Annotated in this window: 24 protein-coding genes; 7 read left to right on the top strand and 17 right to left on the bottom strand. The window is 66.5% G+C overall.

The window, feature by feature from the left end:
• Positions 1-121 precede the first annotated feature (121 nt).
• The 16 genes from FOY91_RS00070 to FOY91_RS00140 all read right to left on the bottom strand — a co-directional run bounded on the left by FOY91_RS00070 (position 122) and on the right by FOY91_RS00140 (position 14246).
• Positions 122-949 (bottom strand): conjugal transfer protein TraF, encoded by an 828-nt coding sequence (locus tag FOY91_RS00070; RefSeq protein ID WP_145146991.1) that lies wholly within the window; start codon positions 947-949, stop codon positions 122-124.
• Positions 949-2709: a conjugal transfer protein TraN gene (locus tag FOY91_RS00075; RefSeq protein WP_238995138.1), complete on the bottom strand. Its 1761-nt coding sequence runs from the start codon at positions 2707-2709 to the stop codon at positions 949-951. The genes FOY91_RS00070 and FOY91_RS00075 overlap by 1 nt, the downstream gene beginning before the upstream one ends.
• Positions 2706-3464: a type-F conjugative transfer system pilin assembly protein TrbC gene (trbC, locus tag FOY91_RS00080; protein WP_145146993.1), complete on the bottom strand. Its 759-nt coding sequence runs from the start codon at positions 3462-3464 to the stop codon at positions 2706-2708. Before trbC ends, FOY91_RS00075 begins: the two co-directional genes overlap by 4 nt.
• Positions 3464-4477 (bottom strand): conjugal transfer pilus assembly protein TraU, encoded by a 1014-nt coding sequence (traU, locus tag FOY91_RS00085; protein WP_203234446.1) that lies wholly within the window; start codon positions 4475-4477, stop codon positions 3464-3466. The genes trbC and traU overlap by 1 nt, the downstream gene beginning before the upstream one ends.
• A 77-nt stretch (positions 4478-4554) precedes the next feature.
• A complete protein-coding gene (gene traW, locus FOY91_RS00090) occupies positions 4555-5169 on the bottom strand; it encodes a type-F conjugative transfer system protein TraW (protein ID WP_238995139.1) in 615 nt (204 codons plus the stop codon).
• A gap of 26 nt (positions 5170-5195) precedes the next feature.
• Positions 5196-5735: a S26 family signal peptidase gene (locus FOY91_RS00095; protein WP_145146998.1), complete on the bottom strand. Its 540-nt coding sequence runs from the start codon at positions 5733-5735 to the stop codon at positions 5196-5198.
• Complete coding sequence (locus FOY91_RS21490) at positions 5722-6126, bottom strand: TrbI F-type domain-containing protein (RefSeq protein WP_162527084.1); 405 nt, start codon at positions 6124-6126, stop codon at positions 5722-5724. Before FOY91_RS21490 ends, FOY91_RS00095 begins: the two co-directional genes overlap by 14 nt.
• Positions 6123-6482 carry a hypothetical protein gene (locus FOY91_RS21495; protein WP_162527085.1) on the bottom strand — a complete coding sequence of 120 codons (360 nt, stop codon included), beginning with the start codon at positions 6480-6482 and terminating at the stop codon, positions 6123-6125. The genes FOY91_RS21490 and FOY91_RS21495 overlap by 4 nt, the downstream gene beginning before the upstream one ends.
• A complete protein-coding gene (traC, locus tag FOY91_RS00105; RefSeq protein WP_145147002.1) occupies positions 6469-9054 on the bottom strand; it encodes a type IV secretion system protein TraC in 2586 nt (861 codons plus the stop codon). Before traC ends, FOY91_RS21495 begins: the two co-directional genes overlap by 14 nt.
• Positions 9051-9968: a hypothetical protein gene (locus FOY91_RS00110; protein ID WP_145147004.1), complete on the bottom strand. Its 918-nt coding sequence runs from the start codon at positions 9966-9968 to the stop codon at positions 9051-9053. The genes traC and FOY91_RS00110 overlap by 4 nt, the downstream gene beginning before the upstream one ends.
• On the bottom strand, positions 9965-10786 hold the full coding sequence (locus FOY91_RS00115) for a DsbC family protein (RefSeq protein ID WP_145147088.1): 822 nt from the start codon (positions 10784-10786) through the stop codon (positions 9965-9967). The genes FOY91_RS00110 and FOY91_RS00115 overlap by 4 nt, the downstream gene beginning before the upstream one ends.
• Before the next feature lie 71 nt (positions 10787-10857).
• Positions 10858-12222, bottom strand: coding sequence for a TraB/TrbI/VirB10 family type IV secretion system protein (locus tag FOY91_RS00120; RefSeq protein ID WP_145147007.1), 1365 nt, complete (start codon positions 12220-12222; stop codon positions 10858-10860).
• Entirely contained in the window at positions 12216-13031 is an 816-nt protein-coding gene (locus FOY91_RS00125) for a type-F conjugative transfer system secretin TraK (RefSeq protein WP_238995140.1), read from the bottom strand. Before FOY91_RS00125 ends, FOY91_RS00120 begins: the two co-directional genes overlap by 7 nt.
• The gene (locus tag FOY91_RS00130) at positions 13028-13594 is read right to left on the bottom strand and encodes a type IV conjugative transfer system protein TraE (RefSeq protein ID WP_145147009.1); all 567 of its coding nucleotides are present in this window, start codon (positions 13592-13594) and stop codon (positions 13028-13030) included. The genes FOY91_RS00125 and FOY91_RS00130 overlap by 4 nt, the downstream gene beginning before the upstream one ends.
• Positions 13595-13605: 11 nt before the next feature.
• Positions 13606-13893, bottom strand: coding sequence for a type IV conjugative transfer system protein TraL (traL, locus tag FOY91_RS00135; protein ID WP_145147011.1), 288 nt, complete (start codon positions 13891-13893; stop codon positions 13606-13608).
• Between the two features lie 29 nt (positions 13894-13922).
• On the bottom strand, positions 13923-14246 hold the full coding sequence (locus tag FOY91_RS00140; protein ID WP_145147013.1) for a TrbC/VirB2 family protein: 324 nt from the start codon (positions 14244-14246) through the stop codon (positions 13923-13925).
• A gap of 398 nt (positions 14247-14644) precedes the next feature.
• On the opposite strand from FOY91_RS00140, the gene FOY91_RS00145 reads away from it, so the two are divergent.
• On the top strand, positions 14645-15121 hold the full coding sequence (locus tag FOY91_RS00145; RefSeq protein ID WP_145147015.1) for a helix-turn-helix domain-containing protein: 477 nt from the start codon (positions 14645-14647) through the stop codon (positions 15119-15121).
• A 58-nt stretch (positions 15122-15179) separates the two neighbouring features.
• Positions 15180-15392, top strand: a complete 213-nt coding sequence (locus FOY91_RS00150; RefSeq protein WP_145147017.1) for a helix-turn-helix transcriptional regulator — start codon at positions 15180-15182, stop codon at positions 15390-15392.
• Positions 15393-15812: 420 nt separating this feature from the next.
• Here FOY91_RS00150 and FOY91_RS00155 read toward each other — a convergent pair whose 3' ends face one another.
• Positions 15813-16586, bottom strand: coding sequence for an alpha/beta fold hydrolase (locus tag FOY91_RS00155; RefSeq protein ID WP_145147019.1), 774 nt, complete (start codon positions 16584-16586; stop codon positions 15813-15815).
• Positions 16587-16811: 225 nt separating this feature from the next.
• Between FOY91_RS00155 and FOY91_RS00160 the strand changes: the two genes are divergently transcribed.
• From FOY91_RS00160 to FOY91_RS00180, 5 genes are read left to right on the top strand one after another with little or no spacing between them, the layout of a single operon-like run.
• Positions 16812-17918: an L-dopachrome tautomerase-related protein gene (locus tag FOY91_RS00160; RefSeq protein ID WP_145147021.1), complete on the top strand. Its 1107-nt coding sequence runs from the start codon at positions 16812-16814 to the stop codon at positions 17916-17918.
• An 8-nt stretch (positions 17919-17926) separates the two neighbouring features.
• On the top strand, positions 17927-19009 hold the full coding sequence (locus FOY91_RS00165) for a catalase family protein (protein ID WP_145147023.1): 1083 nt from the start codon (positions 17927-17929) through the stop codon (positions 19007-19009).
• Positions 19010-19032: 23 nt separating this feature from the next.
• Complete coding sequence (locus FOY91_RS00170; protein ID WP_145147025.1) at positions 19033-19545, top strand: (2Fe-2S)-binding protein; 513 nt, start codon at positions 19033-19035, stop codon at positions 19543-19545.
• Positions 19542-20555, top strand: coding sequence for an FAD binding domain-containing protein (locus tag FOY91_RS00175; protein ID WP_145147027.1), 1014 nt, complete (start codon positions 19542-19544; stop codon positions 20553-20555). The genes FOY91_RS00170 and FOY91_RS00175 overlap by 4 nt, the downstream gene beginning before the upstream one ends.
• 12 nt (positions 20556-20567) lie before the next feature.
• Positions 20568-22814 carry a xanthine dehydrogenase family protein molybdopterin-binding subunit gene (locus FOY91_RS00180; protein WP_145147029.1) on the top strand — a complete coding sequence of 749 codons (2247 nt, stop codon included), beginning with the start codon at positions 20568-20570 and terminating at the stop codon, positions 22812-22814.
• Positions 22815-22820 lie beyond the last annotated feature (6 nt).

Consider the following 22820-nt stretch of genomic DNA (forward strand, 5'->3'; position numbering starts at 1 on the left):
GCCGACGACTCCGAGGCTGCAGCCGAGTGCCGCGACGCTCACGCTCGCGCGTCTGACGAGGCGCTTCACTACAGCCATGACGCGCTGGGGTTGGCCACGCCGCGGGCGTGGCGACGAGGGTTCAATAATCACTGCCGGCCTTTCTCTGGGTGAGCGCGAAGATGCGGTCCATCAGCTCGTCGGCGGCGATGACGCCGTAGCCGATCGGAATGGGGGTGCGGGTGGCGCTGTCGAACAGCACGACAGCAGGTGTTACCTGCGAGGTCAGTCCCATCGCGGCGCGTTGGTTGGTCTCAACGGTGTAGCGGGGGAAGGTCTCGGATGGGCCGCCGTCGGTCGAGATCGCGCGCACCGTGATGCCGTGGGTGTCGGCGACCGCCTTCACGATCGGCGACATGACCGCGCACGCGCCGCAGCTCTGCGCGAAGAAGTAGAACAGCCCGTAGCGCTTGCCGAGCTGGCTGAGCGTGCGGTCGCGTTCGGCCTTGCGGGTGTCGAGCCACTGACGCTTGGCAACGGTGCCGACCGGCCTCTGGAGCGTGTAGTCGAGTTCGGGCGTCTGCCAGATCGCGCGCTGCCACACGTCTCCGAAGAGCGAGGCGCGGTCGAGCTGCGCGCGTTGGAAGCGGATATAGGCGGTGACGTTCGCCGGGCTGGGATCGAGGATCGCGCGCGCCTTGAGTTCGCGCAGCTCGGTCGTGACCGCCTCAAGTTGCTCCGCAGCCGAGGGCGCCGGGGCCGACGGTAGCGTGGCGTCCGGCTCGGCCGGCTTCGGCCGGTCGCAGTAGAACCAGGTCCCGAGCCGGCGGTCCTCGCAGTAGAAGCGATCACCTTGCTGCGCAGCCGAGGTCGTCTGGGCAGGCGCCGCGGCGATAGCGTCCCGGGCGATCGGCAAGGCCGACGCCAGGATCATCGCCGTGGCGGCGAGTGGATGGGCAAATCTCCTCATCAGCGGGGTCCATTCAGCGTGTAGAAGTCGGTGATCTTCTGCTGGACCGCGGCGACCGTGCTCAGCTCTTCAGGGAGGCGCGCGGCGTCCTGGAACTCGGCATAGACTTCGGAGAAATCCATGGCCGACAGGTCGAGCCGAGCGAACTCGTCGACCGTGAAGCCGAGGCAAGTCTCACGTTTCGGTGAGCCCCATGGCTTGCCGATCTGCGGACGACCCTGCTCCTGCAGGATGCGGCTGAGCTTGGACTCGAAGCAGCAATAGGCCTTGCGCTTGGTGACGCACACGCCGAGCACGCTGCTCGAGCAATAGCTGCCGACATAGTGGCACAAGCCCGTCGCATCGCGCTGATGGAGCAGGATCTCCTCGCGGCTGCAGCCAAGCGCCACGAGCAACTGGCTCCCGGGGATCAGCGGAAACGCCTTGCCCTTGCAGCAGTTGAGCACGCCGAACACCGCGCTCTTGCAGGTGTTGCGCGTCCCCTTGAACAGGCTGAGTGTATCAGGATCGAACTCGCGTCCCGCCTGCGCCGCGGCGTTGAGCGCGACCGCGGCATCCTTGAACTCGGCGTTCGGCTGGCGGTCGATCGTCTCGCAGTCGCCGTTGATGCAGTAGATGTCGCCGTCGCAGATATACTGCTTGTCGGGGCCGACCTGGTCGGGGATCGCGCAGCGATAGATGCGCTCCCAGGTCGAGCAGGGCTCGTCCTCGCTGAGGCACTCGCGGCGTGCGAAGCTGCAGGCCGGGTTGGCGTCGAGGCTCCCGCAATCCTGGGCCGGGACCGCGCGCGAGCATTGATAGCTCTTCTCCCAGGCCCAGCAGGGTCGCGTGACAGCGACACCGTTCACGGTCCGCGTCACCGGATCGCTCGAGGTGCAGGTCTCCGCCTGCGCCACGCAGCCCGCATCGGCGCTGAGGGCAGCGCAGGCTCGTTCGTCACGCGCCTCGGAGATCCTGTTCTGACTGCTGGTCGAGATGAGCGTCGCACCAGGCACGAGCGCGTCGCAGACGATCTCATCGATCGGCTCGCCGGGCTCGGTGCAATATTGCTGCGCATTGCGGGTGTAGCCCTGAAGGCAGCGGCCGGGATGCGAACCGACGTGGCGGCAGGTGCCGCCCATGTAGGGCTCGAACAGCGCGCAATCGTCCGCTCGGTTGAAGCCGGCATTGAAGCTGCTGCAATAATAAAGATGGCTCGTCGTGCTCGTGACCGAGACATTCAGCGGGATGGTGCAGCGTTCGGTCTTCTGCTCGAGCGCCAGTCCATCGTTGCAGGTCGCCTCATAGCTGCCGCTGGCGCCGCTGCCCGGTGGCAGCTCGCGACAGCTCCCCTGCCCGCCACCGACACCCATGCCGCTGACGTAACCGTTCGGATCGGCGGCCACGGCCTGGCCACGCGCAATCGTCGCCTCGATGTCGGCAGGCGCGATGCGTGCCCGTCGATCGACTGAGGAGCGCACCGCCTGATAGCCTTCGTGGCTGGTTGCGGCTGCTCCCGCGGCGCGCGCCAGCGCGTCGGGATCGTCGAACAGCGACGACTGCGAAGGTGATGCGTTGAAGTTCGGCAGGGTTTCAGCCGTCGGCGCCTGCTGAGCGGCGTCTTGCGCTCGTGTCGCGATCTCGGCCGCAAACGCCTTGCCGTCGGTGCGGGCTTGTCCCGGATCGGCGGCCTGACCGAGCGCACCGCTGCCAGCCAGCCCAGCGCTGAACAGCATCACAAGTAGCGCGATGCCGCGTGGCTTCATGCTGAAGAGGCTCATCGCTGTGCTCCTTCCAGGCGAGCCCGATAGAGGTTGGCGATCCCGGCCCCCGGTCCGGAGCCTTGCGCGAAGGTCTCGAGCGCGTGGCCAAGGCTGACATTGCCGGACATGCGGTCGTGCGGCGGCACCTGGGTGCGGCAGTCAAAACCGTCGCACAGGTCGAAGTCGGTCGAGGTGACGACATAGGTCGGCACCGTTGTGACCGCGAAGGCGCGGAACAGGCGCGGGTCGATCCCGACGGCATTGCTGCCGCTCGCCGGTACGACCTTGGCCAGCGCGCCCGTGAACTGCTTGACCGAATTCCCCGGGAAGCCGCGGAAGACGACGACGCCCCCGGCGCGGCCGACCTCGTCGATCATCTGGCGCAGCGAGGCGGCAGGCATCGACAGACTGGCGAACGCAACCAGCCGCGGCCCGTCTTCACTTGTTGCGGCCTCGCGGCCTGCTGCCGCGAGCATCGCATCGAAGTCGAACGTGTCGGTCGGCCGTGCGCTGGCGACGGCGTTGCGCGCATGCCTGGCGGCGTTCGCCCGGGCGGCTTCTGCGCTTGCCGCGGCTTGCGCCTTCACGGCCTCGCCGCGACTCGCGATGACGCTGCCGAACGCTTCGGCATCTTCGGGCGAGAGCTTGGCGCGCTCGCGCACCTTGGCGAGATCGAGCCCGTCGACGGTCTGCGCGCCGCCGCCGCTGGCGAGGCCAAGGGTAAGACCGGTGGCGGCCATCGCGGCGCCGATCACAAGAGGAAGGCGGCGCATCACAGCACGCAGCAATTGCGTTTGCGCCAGACGAGATAGCCCATATCTTCTCCGATCGCGGGATAGACCTGGCCGGCCGACATGAGGGTTGTGGACGCGCCGATCGGCGCGCAGGCGTAGCGCCCGCCAGTCTGTGGATTGGGATTGGTGGCCTGGAACCGGTATTGCTGCTTGCGCATCACCGGCATGAGATATTTGCCGCACAGGCCCTTGGAGCCCATCGTGCCCCAGGCGACGAGTTCGCGGTGGAGCTTGTACGCGAAGCGAGCGAGTGCGAGCCGCGACGCCTGCACATGGCCGATCGAGGCGCCGATATTGCCGTTCAGCGGGTACATCGTCCCCTGGCAACCGGCGCACCAGAACAGCGGATCGGTCGGCAGCTTGGCGGTCGCGGCGATGCAGTCGGCAGCACAGGCAGCGAGTGCGAGCGGGTTGGCGAACAGCACCGCCTCGGGGTTGATCAGGGCGGTGAGTTCGCTGTCCTGCCACAGCGGATCGATCTCGGTCAGGTACAGGATGTCGATCGAGCCGGTCTCAAGGCACAGGAATTCGGTGACGATCTCCATCCAGTAGATCAGCGGATAGGCGTACCAGTGGACATGCCAGCCGCTGGTGTTCTGTGCCTTGCCGCCGACCGCGCTCGGACCGGCGATCGTCTTGAAGCCGATGTCGAATCCCGGATCCAGCTTCAGCCCGCCGAGATTGACGAAGCACCAGGGCTTCATACTGACGTCGGCGAGCCGGACCGGCTCCCAGAAGCCCATCGCGATGCCGGGCCTGATCCCGCAATTGCAGACTGGCAGGTTCGGGTTGTCGGTGTCGGGTCGCCCCGCGATCGACGGCCAGATCTTGAGGCCGCCGACCGACATCGGAAACAGGCAGCTCCAGCAGATGTCGGTGATCGGATTGACGAAGCGGCCGGTGCAGCGCCCGGGCGTACCGGCGGCACGCGCGGGCGACGCGAGCAGGAGCGCAGCCAGCGCGAGCACTGCGGCGAGCAGCAGGAGCGTCAGCCGGGTGCGGCGGATTCGCTGCCGGTGGCGCTGGCGCGCCGCCACGAGCCACGCTGGCGGATCTGGAGTATGTGCGGTCACTTGCCGCCCTCCTTTGCTTTGGGGATGGCGATCTCGCTGACCTTGAGCGCGCGCCCGGCCTGCTCGATCACCGCCGGCACGGCGCGCACGCCGAACTTGGTCGTGAGCGTTCCTGCCTGGTCGAAGTAGAAGCGGCGCTGCTCGGCCTTCATCAGTGCGAACGGCGAGCCGCGCACGAGAATGAGCTTGGCGTTGAGCGCGGTTGTCCTGCCCATCGCCCAGGCGACCTGCGCGGGATCATCGCCATCAAGGAATACGAGCCGCTGGCGCAGTGGGACGGTATCGAGAGGGTTCACGCGAGTTCCGCGCGCCACGACCACGCGGCCCTTTGCATCGCGAAGATCCTGCTCGACGGTGATGGTGGGGTCGTGGATCCAGCTTCTCGACTGGCTCGCGACGACGATCCCCTTGACCGGCGGGGGCCGCTTGACGCGCGCCTCGGTGCGAGCTGCCAGTTCCTTGTTCGCGCGATCGAGCGCGCCCGACGCCTGCATCGTGGCGAGCTTGTTCTGGATGACAGTCAGCAGATCGGTCTCGATCACCGGAAACACCGCGCCCTGCTGACCATAGTCGCGCGCCAAGGCGGCATGCGGCACCGCCGACAGGATCACCGCGCCCGAAAGGACAACGAGCCGCTTCACAGGATCGCCCTCCCCACGCCGATGATGCGCGGACGGCAGACCCAGCCGATCGCGGCGTAGCGGCTGTCGAAGCTGTCGCGGTGGGGCGTGCCGACGAAATAGCAGCCGCGTGGGATGATGCCGGTCGGACCCAGCGCGAGCGGCTCGCCGAACCGCGTCGCCGGCTTGGCCAGCGCCACCGGTCGAGAGTTGACCGAGAACAGCCGGCCATGCTGCTCGACCCGGTCGCCGGCGACGCCATAGACGATCTTGCCGAACGGCTGCGGGCGAGCGCCGAAATGACGGGCGAGCAAGGGGCCAGGCGGCGGCTCGAAGAAAATGAAGTCGCCGCGGACCGGCACCCGCTGCCGATCGATCATGAACGCCCAGTTCGGCAGGCTGGTCGTGGCATTGACCAGCAGCGCGTGGTCGTCGCTCCAGCGGGCAAGCTGACTCAAGCTCACCAAGCCAATGCCAACGGCGGCATAGACCAGATAGCGCCTGCGCCGGGCCGGGCTCCAGAAGGCGGTCGGGGACTGCGTCTCAGCGAGGGTCATGACCGCCCTCCAGCGCGCGCTTGACCTCCGCACGGACTTGGCTTGTGCGATCGGGCACGCTCTTACCGAGTGTCGCCTCGGTGACGAGGACGGTGGTGCCGTCGGCACCCAGCGCACTGACCGACCGGTTGATGGCGGCGAGATAGGCAGCGGTGCGGCTCGCGGTCTGCTCGGGCGTGCCGCCGTTGCGGCTTTCGGCAGCGACGAAGTCGCCGACCAGCGTCGACAGGCTGACCGAAACGATCTGCCGCTTCGAGATGTCGAGCAGCAGGCGCGTCGCCCAGGCCGCCCAGAGCAGGCCAGCAAGCAGGAGGATGGTCCCCAGCACGTGGGCCAGGGGCCAGCCGGCGATCGTGCGCCGCGCGGGTGCCGAGGTATTGGCGTGGCTCATTGCTCGTCCTTCCGGGAAAGCTCGCGCCGCATGCGGGCGGCAAAGGCAGGCAGCCGCGCGACGAGGAACAGCAGCGCTAGCGCGCCGGTCAGGCCGACAAGCTGGAGATCGAACTCGGCGCGGCGTGCGGCGTCGGCGGCGAGATAGTGGGTCGCGAGATTGCCGAGGTGCGCGAACAGGATCGACAGCCGCGCGTCGGCAGCAAGGATCACCACCGCCAGGATCGTGCCGAGCGTGACAAGCAGCGTCCCGCCGAGCCAGAGCGTGGTGCTCAGGACCAGGTGGCATGCATCGGCGAGGAACCGCCGCAGCCGCACCCTATGGCTACCCAGAGGCCGGGGATCAGGCGCGCGCATGCTGCGCCTCCTTCGTGTTCGGGGCCTGAGGTGCATCCGGGAACGCCACGGCATCGAGCGCCTGTTCGATCGTGTCGCCCGCCGCCATGCGGCGCTCGATGGCGGCATAGGTGTCTGGCGAGGACGAGAAGAGCGTCGCCGAATAAGGATCGAGCACCAGCCGGCCGAGCGCCTGGACCTCGGGGCCGCGGATAAAGACCTCCGAATATTCCGAGCCGCTGCGCTTCAGCGAGCGGATCAGGCTTTCGGTGCGGTCATCCATGTCGAGCCGCTCGGACTTGCGGAAGTCGGCGATGGTCTCGGGCTTCTGCTGGAGGACCAGCATCCAGTCGCTGTTCTCGAGTGCGGCGGTCGCGCCGCCCGATTTGTAGAAGTCGTTGAGCGACTGCGTCGCGGTCGCCAGCGCGCCGCCATATTTTCGCGCGGTGCGGGCATAGGTCTCGACGAACTCGGACATCGAGCCGCCCTTGAGCATGCTCCACGCCTCATCGATCAGGAGCAGCTTCTTCACCGAGCGGGGACTGCGGGTCATCGCCTGGCTGGTCATGAACATGATCGCGGTCAGCACGACCGAGCGCAGCTCTTCTCGCGTCGCGAGGTCCGACATCTCGAACACGGTAAAGTCCGCTTCGAGCTTGAGCGTCGCCTGCCCATTGAAGAACCCGCCATAGGTGCCGCCCGAGAGGAACGGTCCCATCGCGATCGCCAGGTTGGCGGCGTCCGGGTTGCCGGTGTCGGTGAGCGCTCGCGCGACGCCGTCTATCGAGCCTGCGTGTCCGGCCGCTTCCCACACATGGTTCACCGCCTGGTCGATCAGGCCGCGCTCGGTGTCGGTCAGCCGGTCGATGAACCGTGCCATCTGCCCGACGATGCTTTTCAGCATCGCCATGCAGTCGAGGCGGTAGTCCTCGTCCTCGGCGACCCTGTCGGCATCGATCATCGAGAAGGGGTTGAGGCAGAAGCCCGAGGCCAGCGTGAACTCGATGAACGCGCCGCCCTGGAGCCGGCACGAGTTCATGAAGCTGCGGCCGTCGTCGATCACGACGACCTTGGCACCGGCCCCGCACAGGGCCGCGCACATCTCCTGCAGCAGCACCGACTTGCCCGATCCAGACTTGCCGAGGATCGCGACATTGTGGTTGCCAGCACCGTTCTCGAACGGCGACCAGAAGAAGGGCTGACCCCGCCGTCCGACAAAAAGGAGATGCGGGACGTTGCCCCCGAGATACTCGCCTTGGACCGGCGCGATGTTGGCCGCTGTCGTCGAGAGCATGGTGCGCATGCGCTTGCACCGCTCCATGTCGGTGCCGAGCCCGTCACCCAGGGTCATCGGCATGGCCGCGAGCAGCCCCTGGATCTGCAGGTAGCGCTCGTCGGCAAGGTCCCACCCGGCTGCCTTGTAGAGCGACTTGATCGTGCGCTCATTGCGGTCGCCCTGCCCTTCGGGCGAGAAGGCGGTGACCCCGTAGAAGGCGCGCACCAGCCGGCGGCCTTCCTGCATCTGCGCCTGAACCTCGCGCCACTCGGCCGCCTGCTCGCGCAGCTTCGGTAGATAGCGTGCGGAGCGGCCCTCGCTAAGCGAGGTCGTCCGGAGGAACTTCATGCCGGCGCGCGCCGAGGCGGCTTCCTGGTCGGGATAGACGAGGCAGAGCATCGTCGCTGCCGGACAGGGCATGCGCAGCTTGTCGGTGAAAAGATCGCCGATCAGGCGAGCGCATTCCCACGGCGCCCAGCGCGTCGGCATGTTGCGCACGCCGAAATGCCGGACGTCGAAACGGTCGAGATAGATCTCCCCGATCTCGGGCGCGCCTTCATCCGTGGCACCCGTCGGCCGAAAACGCTCGGTGCGCAGGCACAGCCGGCTCTCCTCGACGACCAGCTCGATGTCGCGACGGATGGCCTGATCGGCGATCGGGTCGAGCGGGTTGTAGTCGATGGCATCGTCCTGGGGAGCGGTCGTCGGCGAGGTCAGGTCGTCGAGAAACGCGATCAGCTGGACAGGATCGACATTGGCTACCGGCACATCGAGCGAGCGCAGCACGCCCGTCAGGCTTTCGCGGACAGCGACCAGATCTTCCTTGGTGGTGGCGCTTCCCGCCGGAACACCGACGGAGATCAGGACCTGATGGTGGCGTGCATGGAAAGGAGCGCTTGCCGAGCCGCTGGTCCAGACGAGGTCGTAGAGGCACGCCGCGCGACGCCGCGCGATCGCTTCATAGACCCCGCCCCGCGCATAGCGCGGCAGGAACCATGGCGCGATGTTGCGGCCGATACGTGGGGAAGCCCAGTGGACGATCTGGACGCAGGCACCCGCCGGCAGGCCCTCAGAGAAGAACTGGCCGAGCAGGTCGCCGGTCCGCTCGTCCGCGCCGACCAGTGGTGCCACGTTGAGCACGAAGCCCATCGATCGCGCGTTGAGGTACAGCCGGGTGGCGGGCTCGTAGACGCGGTACGGCAGGAAACTCGACAGCATGTCGAGACCGATCACCGGACGCGCCGCTTCCTGCGCATCGGCGTCTCCGAACAGCCCGCGCGACAGCGTGTCATAGAGGGTGCGAAAGGACAGGTTCATTTCGGCGCGTCCTTTGGACTGGTCGCGGGCGTGAACACCCCATCGAGGTCCGGCTCGGCCTGTGGTCGGCCCAACTGCTCCATCGCGGGCTTGGCGAGGGCGCGGACGCGCCCCGCCGCGATGGCTCCGGCAATGCCAGCCGATGGCTTCGACTTGGTCGAAGTTGCTCCCGGACCCATGCTCTCGCTCACCGGCAGGGTCTGCGAACGCTCGAGGGGCACCTTGCTCAGATCGATCGTCGCGGGCCGGGCGATGCGGCGCCCGGCCTTAGCCGCAGCAAGTGCCTCCGACGTCGGTCCTGCAATGATGCCGGTCTGGGGGAGCGCATCGACCGCAGTGATAGGGTGAGGGGCTTGAGCGGGGAGTGACTCAAGCCCCTCGATTGCCGGAGCGGATGCTCCAGCAATCACCTCGCGCAGGGAGGAAGGGGCGGAACTGCGCGAGATCTCGAAACTGGGGGTGGCGGTGGTGCCGTCGGACGCTGCCTCGCTTGAGGGGCCGACCGGCTTCATGGTCCAGGCGGCATCCTCGACGACGACATGCGCGGTGGCTTCGTCGTGGAGCACGCCGGCGCGATCGACATGCGCCGGGAACACGACCCGAAGCGTCCGCTCGCCGGTGCGACCGATGGGTCCCGAACCTTGCGGTGACCGGAAGGGCTGCTGTCGGGCGCGGGGCTCGCGATCGGCCTCGGCGTCTCCTGAGCCGACCATCGTCTGGACGGCGCGGGCATCGATCGCCGACATCGGCGAACATGTGCCGTCGGGTGCCCGGCAAGCAAAATCACCGCTGACATTCCCGCCCAGCGTGGCGCAGCCGGTGCTCGCCAGAAGCGCTGCGAGCGTCGTGCCGCACAGCCCTGCTCGAGCAACGAGGCGGACGTGGCGATCGCGACGGAGTGCGGTGCGGATCATGCCGCACCCCCGGCGACGAACGCCTTGAGCTGTGCCGCCGGGCGGAAGCCTTCGAGTACCGCGCCATCGGCGCGAATGATGACGGGAGTGCCGCCGAAACCGTGCCGTTTGGCGAACGCCTCATTGGCGTCGAGGCCGCTGGTGTCGCACTTCTCGGCAGCGGGCAGCGCCTTCTGCTCATAGGCGGCGTGCAGGGCACGCGCCGGATCCTTCGAACAGAGCACACGCTCGGCCGCTTCCCGGCTGGCGGCGCCGAAGATCGAGATCGGCCGCTCCTCGACCCGCGCACCGACCGCGCGCAGCTCGTCGGTCAGCCGGCGACAATAGCTGCAGGCGAAGTCGCTGAGCACGACGATCTTGGGTCCGTTTGCGGGTCCCCAGTGGATCGCGCCGGCGGCGGGCAGCTCACCGAGGTTCACCTTGGCTGGCGTCGCGGGTGCCTGAGGCGGCGCGGTCTCGTCGGCTTCTGCCTTCTGGCGCGCCGCGCCGGCGACGAGCAGGTCGGGATTGAGCGCGAGCAGCCGGGTGGCGGTCAGGTCCGCCCGGGTCTCCATGTCGTAGACTCGGCCGATCATCAGATAGCGCGCGCCGCGATCGACGTAGAACAGCGTGGTGCCCGCGACGACCTCGCAGATCCCGCCGAGCCCACCGCAGTTGACCGCATTGATCACGGTCTTCGGCAGGCGCTTGGCAAGCGCGGCGAGCACCGCCTTTGCTTCTTTGCCGGCGTCGATGCTGGGCACCGTTGCCTGCGCGGAGACCGCGTTGACCAGCATGCCGGTGCTAGCGCCGACGCCGAGCGACGCGAGCGACAACATGGCCCAGAAGCCGCGACCTTCGCGCCGGTGCCAGCGATCGAGCTGCAGTGCTCGATAAAAGACAGAAGAAGTCATTGCGTGTTCCTCACGTAAACGCCGTCCAGAAAGACGATTTCGACATCGATGCCGGTCGGCATCTCGATGACCGGCTGGTATTGCTCAGCTCGCTCGATCAGATATTTGGAGACCGTGTCGGCAGCGTCACCGGCACCTTGGCCGAGCCCGCCGGTGACGATGTCGCCGGGCGACAGCTTCTCGCGCGTGCCGTCGGCACCTTGCGTGATCCCGGAGAAGACGCTGTTCGCATTGGCCGAGAAGCCCCGGCCAAACCCGCCAACGATACCGGCGATCAGCGCTTGGCTGACAAGGCTGCCCTCGCGGCTGACGACGCGACCGCGCACGCCGGTCTTGCCGGCAAAGCTGATGAAGCCCTTGACCTCGCTCACCGCGACCCGGCCGCCGGGCTGGTCGCAGGTCATTTTGGCAAGCTTCACATAGACCTTCTCGGCCGAGAGATCGCCGCGGGCCGCACCGTTGACGACACAGCCCTGGATGCGGGTCGTCAGCAGCTTGCCGTTGTTGACGACCGAGCGTGCCGGTCCGGTGATCCGCAGGACGACCGGGAGCGGATCGGTCTGGCTCGTGACGCCTGCCGAGGCATCGACGCCAACGATGACCCGCGCCGGAGCGTAGCTGTTCGGCGGCAGATATTCGGGACTGTCCTCCACCTCGATCGCCGGGGCACCGGGACGACCGGACCGAAGCCCCGTCTTGGTCGCACCTGCGCTCTCGGGGGCACCTGTGCCGAAGGACAATGTCTTCACCTGACGCTCAGGCGGCGCAGCCTCGCTTCCCGGCGTGGCTGCGAGATCGGGCGACAATGGCGAGCCGGACGGTACCGACGAGCCCTGTGCGGAATAGCTGCCGCCGGGCCCGTAAGCCGGTGCGGGCGTGGTCGCCGGTGGAGTCTGCGCGGCGCGGCTCGCCTCTGCGCGCAGCCCGGCATTCTCGGCCGAGAGCGCGTCGATGGTGCGCGCGCCATCGGTCCGCATCGCTTGGTTTTCGGCCGCGAGCGCTTCGAGCTTGGCTTGCAGCTCGCTCGGGTTGGTACGGCCGTCCTCGAGTGCCTTCAGCTGGCGCGCCTGCGCGTCGAGCCGATTGCCATAGATCGCGACGAACTCCTTCTGGCTCAGATCGCGATTGACGATGCCGTCGGTCTCGATCCGCTGCGGTGCGTCGGGATTGGCGATGCCGCCATCCGGTGAGCCGCCGAGCACAAACCAGGCGCCGAGCAGCGCGACGGTCCCGCCGCCGCCCAGCAGGATCAGCTTTTGACGCCGCGCGGTCTTGGCATTGAGCGCGCCGAGCGCGCCGCCGGCTGGCACGTCGCCGTCGCGGTTCTCGACCGGCAGGTGCGGCTGGGTGGAGCTCACCATGCCCCCTCTCCCGCCACGCCGACGAGCCATACGCTGGTAGCCGCGCCGGGTGCCAGCTCGGGCGTCGCGACGCTGAGCGCCAACGTGCCCGAGGGGGCGATATCCCTCGCGCGAACGGACGCCGGCTTCGTCCCGCGGTTATCGATGCGGAGCACCTTCCCGACGAGCGCCGCGCCGCGATACTCGGCGATCAAGCGAACACTGAGGTCACCGATGCGCGTGGGTGCGGCGGCGACCTGCCGCAGCTGGTAGCCGTCCACGGTCGCGGACGTGGCCATCGCCTGGATGAGCCGCACCGCGGTCTCGCGCGGGCCGGACCTCGCTTCCCATTCGCCAGCCTTCTCGAGACCGAGCGCCGGATTGGTGACGAAGATCTGCTCGGCCTCGTCGCCGCCGATCGTGCAAGCGAACTTATAGACGTAGCCCTTCTTCGAGGTAGCGAAGAAGCTTAAGCGTTGCGCGGCGAACCCGTCCGGAACGGACAGGTAGATGTCGCCACGGATCGGCTCGTTGGTGACCGTGAAGTCGTTATAGGGGTAGCCGGTCGACACCTTGCTGACGCTGGCAAACCCGTCGCCGACCAGCGCGATGCGGGTCAGGTCGCGCGAGGACACGACACAGTCGACGCGGGCATTGTCGGCCGCGTGCCGGTACTGGTCCGCCCAGGCAGGCGTGGCGCCGAGCACCAGGGCCGCGCCGATCAGCGCGAAACCAAGCGGCTTCAGTCCCAGATCGATCGGCCGCGACGCGCCAGCCACGACCGAGGTCGCGCCGGCCGCAAGCAGCCATGTGGGTGGGATGCAGATCACGGACGTGCCTCCTTGGGCGAATGGACGAGCGCAAAGCTCGTGAGGGAGAGGCGAAGGCCGGCGTAGCTCCAGCCGAAGCGGAACCGCTTGGTTTCGCTGGCAATCACCTGGCCGCCGACGAAGGTCTTGAGGTCACCCTCGACTTCCGACGTCAGGCCCTTCGGATCGACGGTCATGCCGTTGATCACGAAGGCTTGGCTGACATCGGAACCGCGCTGCTCGGTGACGATCTTGACGAGTTCGGCCTTGAGCGCCCCGTGCGCCGACGGATCGGCGAGCTTCAGGATCTGCTCCATCCAATAGTCGAGGCCGGCGGGCGATCGATTGAGCAGCATCAGCGCGACGTCGCGCGTCACCAGCTCCAGATAATCGGCCTCGACGCCCGACGAGCTGATCGTCAGCGGACGCGTCGCGATCGGCTGCAGGATGATCTCCCGGTCCTTCGACGAGAGCGCTGAGAACAGGGCGAGGTTGATGACGAACGAGGCGGCGGCGGCGAGCAGCAGCACCTTGCGCTGCCGCAACAAGGACTGGCTGCGCTGGTGCGCAATGTCGGCGAGCATATCGTCCTCCCTCAGCCGGCCAGCAGGCGGCAATGGGAGGGCGGAGTGGCTTTCAGCCTGACAAAGGTCGCACCCAGATACCAATAGGCGGCATGGATCACCCACGAGCTGGCTCGGCCAGCTTTTGCCTTGCGCAGCGCAAACCACGCTCCGCAGGAGAGTATGATGCCAATCAGGATATGCTGGGTGAGAATGCCCCAGGCGAACGGGATCGCCAGCCCCATGAATTCATCAAGGGTCCAAAGGCCGATGAGCTCGGGATCATCGAGACGCCTGGGAACGATATACTTGTCAGACATGGCTGCCGCCCCGCCCTCTTTTCCCGCGCTCAGATGAGCGCGGTGACCGTGGAGGTGACGATCGGCACGCCGGTGCCGACACCGATGCCGACGCCGACGGGCAGCGCCACCTGGCCAAGGCTGAACCGACCCGACGCCATGCCGATGATGCCGCCGGCGAGACTGAGCACGGCGATGATCTTGCCGCCCGAACCCTCAAGAAAGTCGGTGAACTTGGTCAGCGCCGGGCTGAAGGTCGCATCTGCGCCGGCATAGGCGGCGGTTGCGCAGAGCATGAGCCCCACCGCGGGCAGGACATAGTCACTGGCACGACCGAGTTTGGCGCGGGCCAGCGGGAGCTTGAGGCTGTGCATCGAGAGCGTCTCCGTGGGAGTGTCGGTGCGGCCGAACGCCGACCGCCCACTCACCAAGCGCCACTCGCCGGGCCACCTCAACAGAAAGGAACATGAAGAGAACATATCACCGCTGTCGTCGCGGATTTTGCGATCGCCATCGCAGCTGGCCTTGGAATCTTCCTACTTTCCGCGACTGGGGTCGCGGCGGTCGATCACCTCAGCAGCCGGCGTCGCGACAGCTGTCGCAACTTCCGCATCTTCCCTGATTCGGCTCACTTGCGGCTCGATTCGTTGGTCGTCCACGCCATCGTAGTCCGACCCACACCCCTACGCTTCGCTAGGATGTTCCTGTTTTGTTTTCCTACAGGCCATGTTGGCGCTAGCGTGCGGTACGACTCGATAATTGGAGATATTTCGTGCCCGCCAATGCCGACCCTCCACCTTTTACCTCGGCGCCGCTGCATGCCGTGGTCGCCGATCTCGTGGACGAGAGCGGCGTGAGCCAGCGCGACCTCGTTTCCCGCGTCGGGCTCTCCAAGGATCAATTAAGCCGTACGCTGAAGGGCTCCCGACACATGAGTCTAGAAGAAGCGGCGACGATCCTGCACGAAGCCGGGCTGCCGGCCCGCGGCACACTGACGCTGGCACTGTTCGATCGTCAGGATCTCGCGACCGATTGGGCACGCTCAGGACTCGGTGGCTTCTTGGAAATGATGGTGGCCGCTCTCCCCGATGCGCTCGCCGCGGAAATTGGCGAAACCAGCGATCGGGTCGACCCCCGTTGGGGAACGCAGGCCGCGCGCTTTGTCGCGCAGCGGATTGCCCACCACATCCACGACCTGATCGAACGAGAACAGCGTCTTGGCGACTTCTCGCCCGGACGTACCGCCTAACCCACTAGCAGCCGACCACTGGGGAGAGGTCGCGGTAGCTTCAACGAAGGACAGCTTGATGCAAGCTCATCTCTCCCGATCCTCGGAACGCCTCATCAGGCTGCCCGAAGTCAGACAGCGGGTCGGCCTCGGTCGCTCAACCATTTACCGGCTGATGGAACTCGGATCATTCCCGAAAGCGCGGAAGTTGGGCCCTCGCGCGATTGCGTGGTCCGAGGGCGAAATCGACAGCTGGATTGAGGGCAAGCTGACGGACCAAGCTAGAGACTGAGGCGCAATGGCGCGTTCGCAGAGCGAATTGTTCATGCAGCAGTTGCTGGGCTCCTGTAGCGATCGCTCTCTCTCTCTCAAGTGCACGCCTCGGGCAGTCCCTCGGACAACTGTTTGGCCCGCTCTGCGCAATACACTCGGCTTCAGTCGCCAAACTGGCCGATCCTCGATGCTGCCATCGGCGCTTGCTCACCGGCGCCGTCGAAAACGACCGGCATTGGGGACTTTCCTGCCAGTCAGCTTTCAGGATTGGAACGGTCGAAAGCCGCCGGCACGGGTGTCACAACCGTTCGGTTATGACACCGGCTGCGGCACGGCGGCTTCTGAGGCTCCCGATCGTGCGGAGATCGGTCCGGAATTCCAAAACTGGTCGTCTCGGGTCCGTCGTCCAGTAGCCTTTCCGTGGAAACGACCGACAGTCTTAGTTCGTAGCCCGCAGGATGACCGTAGTCGTTTCCCCCGGCATGTCCCACATCGGAAAGTGACCGCTGTGCGCAAACCAGTGCAACGTCGCTGACGGGAACGCCGCTTGCGCGCGGTTGGCCTGACGGGGCAGGCAGAGCCGGTCTTGTCTGCCCCAACCGATGACGATGCGCTGCGTCGGATCAGCCGCGGGACCCCGCTGTTCCGGACCGTTGGCAAGGTCACGGACCAGCGCATCGAAGGTCGGCGTGTCGATGATGCTGGTCAGTTCGGTGCATACCAGCTCGGGCGACAGCGCCGCGGGCTTCGCCGATAGCTGGGCCAGCAGCGCCATGCGCGCCGCGCCGCTGCGGCTGAGCGCCGGCAAGCGCGATCGCAGCGCGCGCAGCAACCGTGCGGACAAGCCGATCGTGGTGTGGAAGAAGGAACGCTCCCAACCACGCCAGAAGCCGCCCGGATCGAGGGCGACGACGTTGCCGACCTTCCCCCGGCGCCCCAGTTCCAGCACGATCCGGGCGCCCATCGAGCTACCCACGACATCGACGCCGACAAGGTCGTTCGCGACGAGATAGCGCTCTACGCTGCCGACCAGTCCATAGAATGTGCCGCTATCTTCTTCGGCCGGTGTCGCTCCATGGCCCGGCAGATCGATGGCGATAACCGATCTTTCCACGGCGAGATCATCCAGGATCGGCCGCCAGGCACGCCAGCTGCTGCCCACGCCATGGATGAGTAGCAGGGGCTTTCCGCTGCCACGAGTGATCTGATGCATGAAGACTCCGTCCCGTTCGCATTCGGTCAACGATCGAGGGGGCGTAAGGGTGTCGAAGCCCATCAGCTTCAGCTGTCGACGGCTCGTGCTAAGCCGTGGACGAGCTGCGCTCATGAAGTTTCTACCTAACCTACTTTTTTCTGTGCCTTTTTTCGGATCCAAGCACGAGGCGTGGTCGTTAACCAGCAATTGACGGGTTGCGCTTGGTGAACGGGAGCAGGTTCGATGCGGAAGCGTGGTGTTCTGATCGGGCTAGGAGCCCTCACTATGGCGCTGGCGGGGGCTGCCTATGCCCAGGCTGGACGCAGCGCCGCGCTGACGCAGGTGGCGCGCTTTGACCATCAGGTCACCGGCGTCGCCGTCACTGCCGACGGGCGCCGCTTCGTCAACTTCCCACGCTGGACCGACGACGCGCCGATCTCCGTTGCCGAGGTGATGCCCGACGGGACGCTCCGGCCCTATCCCGACGCCAAGTGGAACAGCTGGCGCAACGCCAGGGCCAACGAGATGCCGGTCGGCGAACACTTCGTCTGCGTTCAGTCGATCGTTCCCGACGGTCATGGGAACCTCTGGGTGGTCGACCCGGGCGCGCCGGGCAACGAGAAGATCCTAGAGGGCGCGCCGAAGCTCGTCCGCATAAACCTCAAGACGAACAAGGTGACTAAGGTCATTGCGGTGCCGGGCGATGTCGCATTGCAGGGCACCTACCTCAACGATATCCGCTTCTCGTCCGACGGTCGGACCGGATACATCACCGACAGCGGCACGCGCGGCGCGATCATCGTCGTCGACCTGACCAGCGGGAAGAGCTTCCGCGCCCTCGACGGCCATCCGTCGACCCAGATCGACAAGAGCGTCACCGTCGCGATCGAAGGCAAGCCATTGGTCCGACCCGATGGGCGGCAGCCCGCGTTCGCCGCCGACGGCATCGCGATCTCGAACGACGGGCAGACGCTCTACTGGCAGGCGCTGACCGGCAAGACGCTCTATTCGATCGCCACCGACAAGCTGCGCGCTGATGTCAGCGAGCGCGACCGCGCGGATGCGGTGAAGACCGTCGCCACCACCGCCGTCGCTGACGGCCTGTGGATGAGCAAGGCAGGAACGCTCTACATCACCTCGCCGACCGATTATTCGATCAGACGGCTCGCCGGCTCGTCCACCGAGATCGTGCTAACCGATAAGCGGCTGCGCTGGCCCGATACGTTCAGCGAGGGATCCGACGGGACGATCTACGTCACCGCGAGCCACATCCAGGACACGCCATGGTTCACGCCGGGCGCGCCGCCGTCGATCCGCACCCAGCTGTTCTCGTTCGCTCCGACCCGTTGAGGACCGCCATGACCTACCTGCGCTACCGCGACGACATCGAGACGCCCGAACCCGACGAACAGGAAACGATCGACGGCATCATCCAGGGCATGACCCAGCAAAGCGAGGTGGTCGAGAAGCGCGAGCAGCATGCCGTGCGCGCCAGCCATGCCAAGAGTTCGGCCTGCGTCGTCGGCACGCTGACGATCGCCGACGACCTTCCGCCGGAACTGGCACAGGGGCTGTTCGCCGCGGCAGGCACCTACGACGTCGCGATCCGCTTCGCGCAGGGGCCGGGCGAGACGCTGGGCGACCGCGTCTCCACCCACCGGGGCATGGCGATCAAGGTGTTCGGCGTTGATGGCGAAAAACTGCCCGGTCATGACGCGCCGACGCAGGACTTCGTGTTTGCCACGGGACGGACATTCCCGTCGGGGACCGCGTCGGGCTTTCTCAGCGACGCCAAGAAGATCGGGGCGGCGACGCCGATGCCCGAGGGTGTGAAGAGCGCGGTGTCGTCGATGGCGCGCAACTTCAACAAGGTGCTGGGCCTGTTCAACACCGCCTATGCCAAGGCCGATTTCTTCGGCCACCCGTTCAGCCATCCGATCGGCGACGACTATTTCAGCCAGGCACCGGTGCGCTACGGCGACTACGTCGCCAAGCTCGGCGCCGTGCCGGCGTCGCAGGCGCAGGACGCGCTCAGCGAGTGGCAACTCGACCCGCATGAGGACGAGGACGGCTTCCGCCGCGCCGCGATCGATTATTTCCGCGGCCACGAGGCGGTCTTCGAGCTTAGGGTCCAACTCTGGGCAAACGCGGAGACGCAGCCGATCGAGGACGCCTCGGTCGAGTGGCCGTCGCAGGACAGCCAGTATCGCACCGTGGCCACGATCCGCATCCCTGCGCAGGAAGCCTACAGCACGGCACGCGCCCGCTATTTCGATGAGGTAATGACCTTCCGCCCGGCCCACAGCCTGGCCGCGCACCGGCCCCTAGGGTCGGTGATGCGCGCACGGCTTCAGGTCTATCGCGCGCTGTCCGCCTTTCGCCACCGCGAGAACGGGGTTGCCGAGGAAAACACCGCCGACATCACCGCCATCCCGGCCTGACCCGAAGCAGAAAGGCGTCGATCATGCCGACAGCCGTCAATACCGCCACCTACGCCGCCGTGCCGATCGGCACGGTGCCAACCACGTTGACGATCAACGGTGAGACGCGCACCCGCGCGATCGAGCCTTGGACGACGTTGCTTGATCTGCTGCGGGAAGGCGAAGACCTGATCGGCACCAAGAAGGGCTGCGACCACGGCCAGTGCGGCGCATGTACCGTGCTGATCGACGAGCGCCGCATCAACTCGTGCCTCAAGCTGGCTGTGACGCTGGACGGGGCGGACATCACGACGATCGAGGGGTTGGGCCAGCCTGGCGACCTCCATCCGCTGCAATCCGCCTTCTGCAACCACGACGCGTTCCAGTGCGGTTATTGCACTCCAGGCCAGATCTGCTCGGCGCAAGGCCTCATCAACGAGGGCAAGGCCAAGACCCGCGACGAGGTCCGTGAGCTGATGAGCGGCAATCTGTGCCGGTGCGGCGCCTACTCGAACATCGTCGATGCGGTGCTCGACGTGATCGGAGAGCAGGCATGAACCGCTTCGATTATGCCCGTCCTGCCAGCGTTGCCGAAGCGGTGCAGGCAGGTGCAGGTGAGCAGGTCCGCTTCCTGGCGGGCGGCACGAACCTGATCGACCTGATGAAGGAGAACGTCGATCGACCGACGACGGTGATCGACATCAACCGCCTGCCGCTGAACGCGATCGAGGAGCTGGACGGCGGCGGGCTGAGGTTGGGCGCGCTCGTGCCGAACGCCGAAACCGCTTGGGATGCGCGGGTCGAGCAACGCTATCCCTTGCTGTCCTCCGCGATCCTCGCCGGCGCCAGCCCCCAGTTGCGCAATGCCGCGACCAATGGCGGCAACCTCAACCAGCGCACGCGCTGCTATTACTTCTATGACGTCGCCACGCCCTGCAACAAGCGCGAGCCGGGTTCGGGCTGCGGTGCGATCGGTGGGGTCAATCGCATCCACGCAATCCTGGGCGCGAGCGACCAGTGCATCGCCACGCACCCGTCGGACATGTGCGTCGCGCTGGCGGTGCTCGACGCAACCGTCCAGGTGACCGGTCCGGAAGGCGACCGCGCGATCCCGATTGCCGATTATCATCGGCTACCCGGCGACGAGCCGTGGCGCGACAACACTCTGAAGCCAGGCGAATTGGTGACGGGCATCGACCTGCCGGCCGAGGATTTCACCCAGACCTACACCTACCTGAAGCTGCGCGATCGTCTGTCCTATGCCTTCGCGCTGGTGTCGATAGCCGTCGCGATGCGGGTCGAAGACGGCACGATCGCTGAAGCGCGGGTGGCGCTCGGCGGTGTCGCACACAAGCCATGGCGCAGCACGGAAGCCGAGAAGCTGCTGAAGGGCCAGCACCCGTCGCCGCAGGCGTTCGGCACCTTCGCCGACGCCCTCCTCGCCGGGGCGGTCGGTCAGGGCGAGAACGACTTCAAGATCCCGCTCGCGCGCAAGGGCATCGTCCGTGCGCTGAAGCAGGCCGCCGAGGCCACCCCGCAATCGCAGACCGACAAGCGCGTCGCTTAAGGAACAGACATCATGGCTACCGCAGCGAAAATCGGGATCGGAAGCGCGATCAACCGCGTCGACGGGGTTGAGAAAGTCACCGGCACGGCGCGCTACGCCGCCGAGCATCCGGTGGAGAACCTGCTGTACGGCTACATCGTCGAGGCCGCGATCGCCAAGGGGCGGATCGTCAGTATCGACGAAGAGGCGGCGCGCGCCGTACCCGGCGTCGTCGAAGTCATCACGCACCTGAACCGGCCGCATGTTGCCTGGACCGACCACAGCTACCAAGACGAGCTGAAGATTCCGGGCTCGCCGTTCCGGCCACTCTACGATGACCGCATCCAGTTCAGCCAGCAGCCGATCGCGCTGGTCATGGCCGAGACGTTCGAGGCAGCGCGCTACGCTGCCAGCCTGGTCGAGGTCGCCTACGAGGCGGAGGCGCACAATACCGACTTCGAGGTTGCGGTCGGCGAGAAGTACGTGCCGAAGAAAAAGCGCAGCGGCTACATGGCGCCCAAGGACCGTGGGGACGCGGCGCAGGCGTTCGCGGACGCCCCGCTCAAGGTGTCTGGCGACTACCGGCTCCCGCCGGAGCACCACAATCCGATGGAGATGTTCGGATCCACCGTCGAGTGGCACGACGACGGCAGCATCACCGTTCACGACAAGACCCAGGGGTCTCAGGTCGTGCAGGGCTACCTTGCCAGCGTCTTCGGCTTCTCCAAGAAGAAGGTGCGCGTCCTCAACCCATATGTCGGCGGCGCCTTCGGCTCGGGCCTCCGGCCGCAACATCAGGTGTTCCTGGCGGTGCTTGCCGCCAAGATGCTGGAACGCTCGGTGCGCGTCACGATGACGCGCAATCAGATGTTCAGCCACGCCTACCGCCCCCAGGCGATCCAGAGCATCGCGCTGGGCGCGGAGACCACCGGCAAGCTCACCGCGATCCGCAACGAGGCGACCACCTCCACCTCGCGCTACGAGGACAATATGGAGAATGTCGTCACCTGGGGATTGATGAACTACGACTGCCCGAACGCTGACGCTGAATATACTGTCGCGCAGGTCGATACCGCGACCTCGGCGGACATGCGCGCGCCGGGCGCGGCAACCGGCATGACGCTGTTCGAGATCGCGATCGATGAGATGGCCTATGAAGCCAAGGTCGATCCGCTCGAATTCCGCCTCATCAACTATTCGCCGATCGATGCGATGAATGGCACGCCGTACACCAGCAAGGCGCTACGCGAGGCATTTCAGGAGGGTGCCGAGGCATTTGGATGGAGCAAGCGCTCGGCCGAGGCGCGGTCGATGCGCGACGGCAAGGAGCTGGTCGGCTGGGGTTGCGCGACCGGCATGTGGGACGCGCAATTCTCGAAGACGTCCGCCAGCGCCAAGCTCACGGCCAACGGACACCTGGAAGTGGCTTGCGCGACGTCGGACATCGGCACCGGCAGCTACACGGTCATGACCCTGGTCGCCGCCGATACGCTCGGCCTGCCCCCTGAGCAGATCACCGCCAAGCTGGGCGACTCCGACCTGCCGACCGCCCCGGTCGAAGGCGGGTCGTGGGGCGCGGCGTCGTCCGGCGCGGCTGTGCAGCTGGCGTGCCAGGCGGTCGGCAAGAAGCTGTTGAAGGCAGCCGGCAAGATCGCCGGTGCACCGCTTGGCGAGGCGACAATAGACGACGTGCTGTTCGAGGATGGCTGTATCGTGTTGAAGGACGCGCCGACCGTCCGGGTGCCGTTCGGCGACGCGATGCGTGCCGCGGACCTGACGCAGATCGAGGAGGAGGAGACAGCGGCGCCCGGGTTCGGCGACATGTGGAAGGGTATGCACAAGTCAAAGAACACCCACAGCGCAATCTTCGCAGAGGTGAAGGTCGACGAGGAATTGGGCGTGATCCGCGTCACACGCATTGTCGACGCGGTCGCCGCTGGCCGCATCATCAACCCAAAAACCGCGCGCAGCCAAATCCTGGGCGGCGTAGTGATGGGCATGGGCATGGCGCTCCACGAGGAGACCTTCCCCGACCACCGGCTAGGTCGCTGGATGAACCACAATTTCGGCGAATATCATGTGCCCGTGCACGCCGACATCCACGATATCCAAGTGATCTTCGTCGATGAACCCGACCCCGAAGTGACCCCGCTCGGAGTGAAAGGCCTAGGCGAGATCGGCATCGTCGGCACCGCTGCTGCGATCGCCAACGCGATCTATCACGCGACTGGTAAGCGGGTGCGGTCTTTGCCGATCACGATCGATAAAATCTTGGATTGATTAGCC

The organism is Alterirhizorhabdus solaris (assembly GCF_007785815.1).
Classification (GTDB): Bacteria; Pseudomonadota; Alphaproteobacteria; order Sphingomonadales; family Sphingomonadaceae; genus Alterirhizorhabdus; species Alterirhizorhabdus solaris.

Coding starts and splice junctions, on each gene's coding strand:
- FOY91_RS00070 (WP_145146991.1), bottom strand. CDS start 949: ATGAGGAGATTTGCCCATCCACTCGCCGCCACGGCGATGATCCTGGCG.
- FOY91_RS00075 (WP_238995138.1), bottom strand. CDS start 2,709: ATGAGCCTCTTCAGCATGAAGCCACGCGGCATCGCGCTACTTGTGATG.
- trbC (WP_145146993.1), bottom strand. CDS start 3,464: ATGCGCCGCCTTCCTCTTGTGATCGGCGCCGCGATGGCCGCCACCGGT.
- FOY91_RS00095 (WP_145146998.1), bottom strand. CDS start 5,735: ATGACCCTCGCTGAGACGCAGTCCCCGACCGCCTTCTGGAGCCCGGCC.
- FOY91_RS21490 (WP_162527084.1), bottom strand. CDS start 6,126: ATGAGCCACGCCAATACCTCGGCACCCGCGCGGCGCACGATCGCCGGC.
- FOY91_RS21495 (WP_162527085.1), bottom strand. CDS start 6,482: ATGCGCGCGCCTGATCCCCGGCCTCTGGGTAGCCATAGGGTGCGGCTG.
- traC (WP_145147002.1), bottom strand. CDS start 9,054: ATGAACCTGTCCTTTCGCACCCTCTATGACACGCTGTCGCGCGGGCTG.
- FOY91_RS00110 (WP_145147004.1), bottom strand. CDS start 9,968: ATGATCCGCACCGCACTCCGTCGCGATCGCCACGTCCGCCTCGTTGCT.
- FOY91_RS00115 (WP_145147088.1), bottom strand. CDS start 10,786: ATGTTGTCGCTCGCGTCGCTCGGCGTCGGCGCTAGCACCGGCATGCTG.
- FOY91_RS00120 (WP_145147007.1), bottom strand. CDS start 12,222: ATGGTGAGCTCCACCCAGCCGCACCTGCCGGTCGAGAACCGCGACGGC.
- FOY91_RS00130 (WP_145147009.1), bottom strand. CDS start 13,594: ATGCTCGCCGACATTGCGCACCAGCGCAGCCAGTCCTTGTTGCGGCAG.
- traL (WP_145147011.1), bottom strand. CDS start 13,893: ATGTCTGACAAGTATATCGTTCCCAGGCGTCTCGATGATCCCGAGCTC.
- FOY91_RS00140 (WP_145147013.1), bottom strand. CDS start 14,246: ATGCACAGCCTCAAGCTCCCGCTGGCCCGCGCCAAACTCGGTCGTGCC.
- FOY91_RS00150 (WP_145147017.1), top strand. CDS start 15,180: ATGCAAGCTCATCTCTCCCGATCCTCGGAACGCCTCATCAGGCTGCCC.
- FOY91_RS00155 (WP_145147019.1), bottom strand. CDS start 16,586: ATGCATCAGATCACTCGTGGCAGCGGAAAGCCCCTGCTACTCATCCAT.
- FOY91_RS00160 (WP_145147021.1), top strand. CDS start 16,812: ATGCGGAAGCGTGGTGTTCTGATCGGGCTAGGAGCCCTCACTATGGCG.
- FOY91_RS00165 (WP_145147023.1), top strand. CDS start 17,927: ATGACCTACCTGCGCTACCGCGACGACATCGAGACGCCCGAACCCGAC.
- FOY91_RS00170 (WP_145147025.1), top strand. CDS start 19,033: ATGCCGACAGCCGTCAATACCGCCACCTACGCCGCCGTGCCGATCGGC.
- FOY91_RS00175 (WP_145147027.1), top strand. CDS start 19,542: ATGAACCGCTTCGATTATGCCCGTCCTGCCAGCGTTGCCGAAGCGGTG.
- FOY91_RS00180 (WP_145147029.1), top strand. CDS start 20,568: ATGGCTACCGCAGCGAAAATCGGGATCGGAAGCGCGATCAACCGCGTC.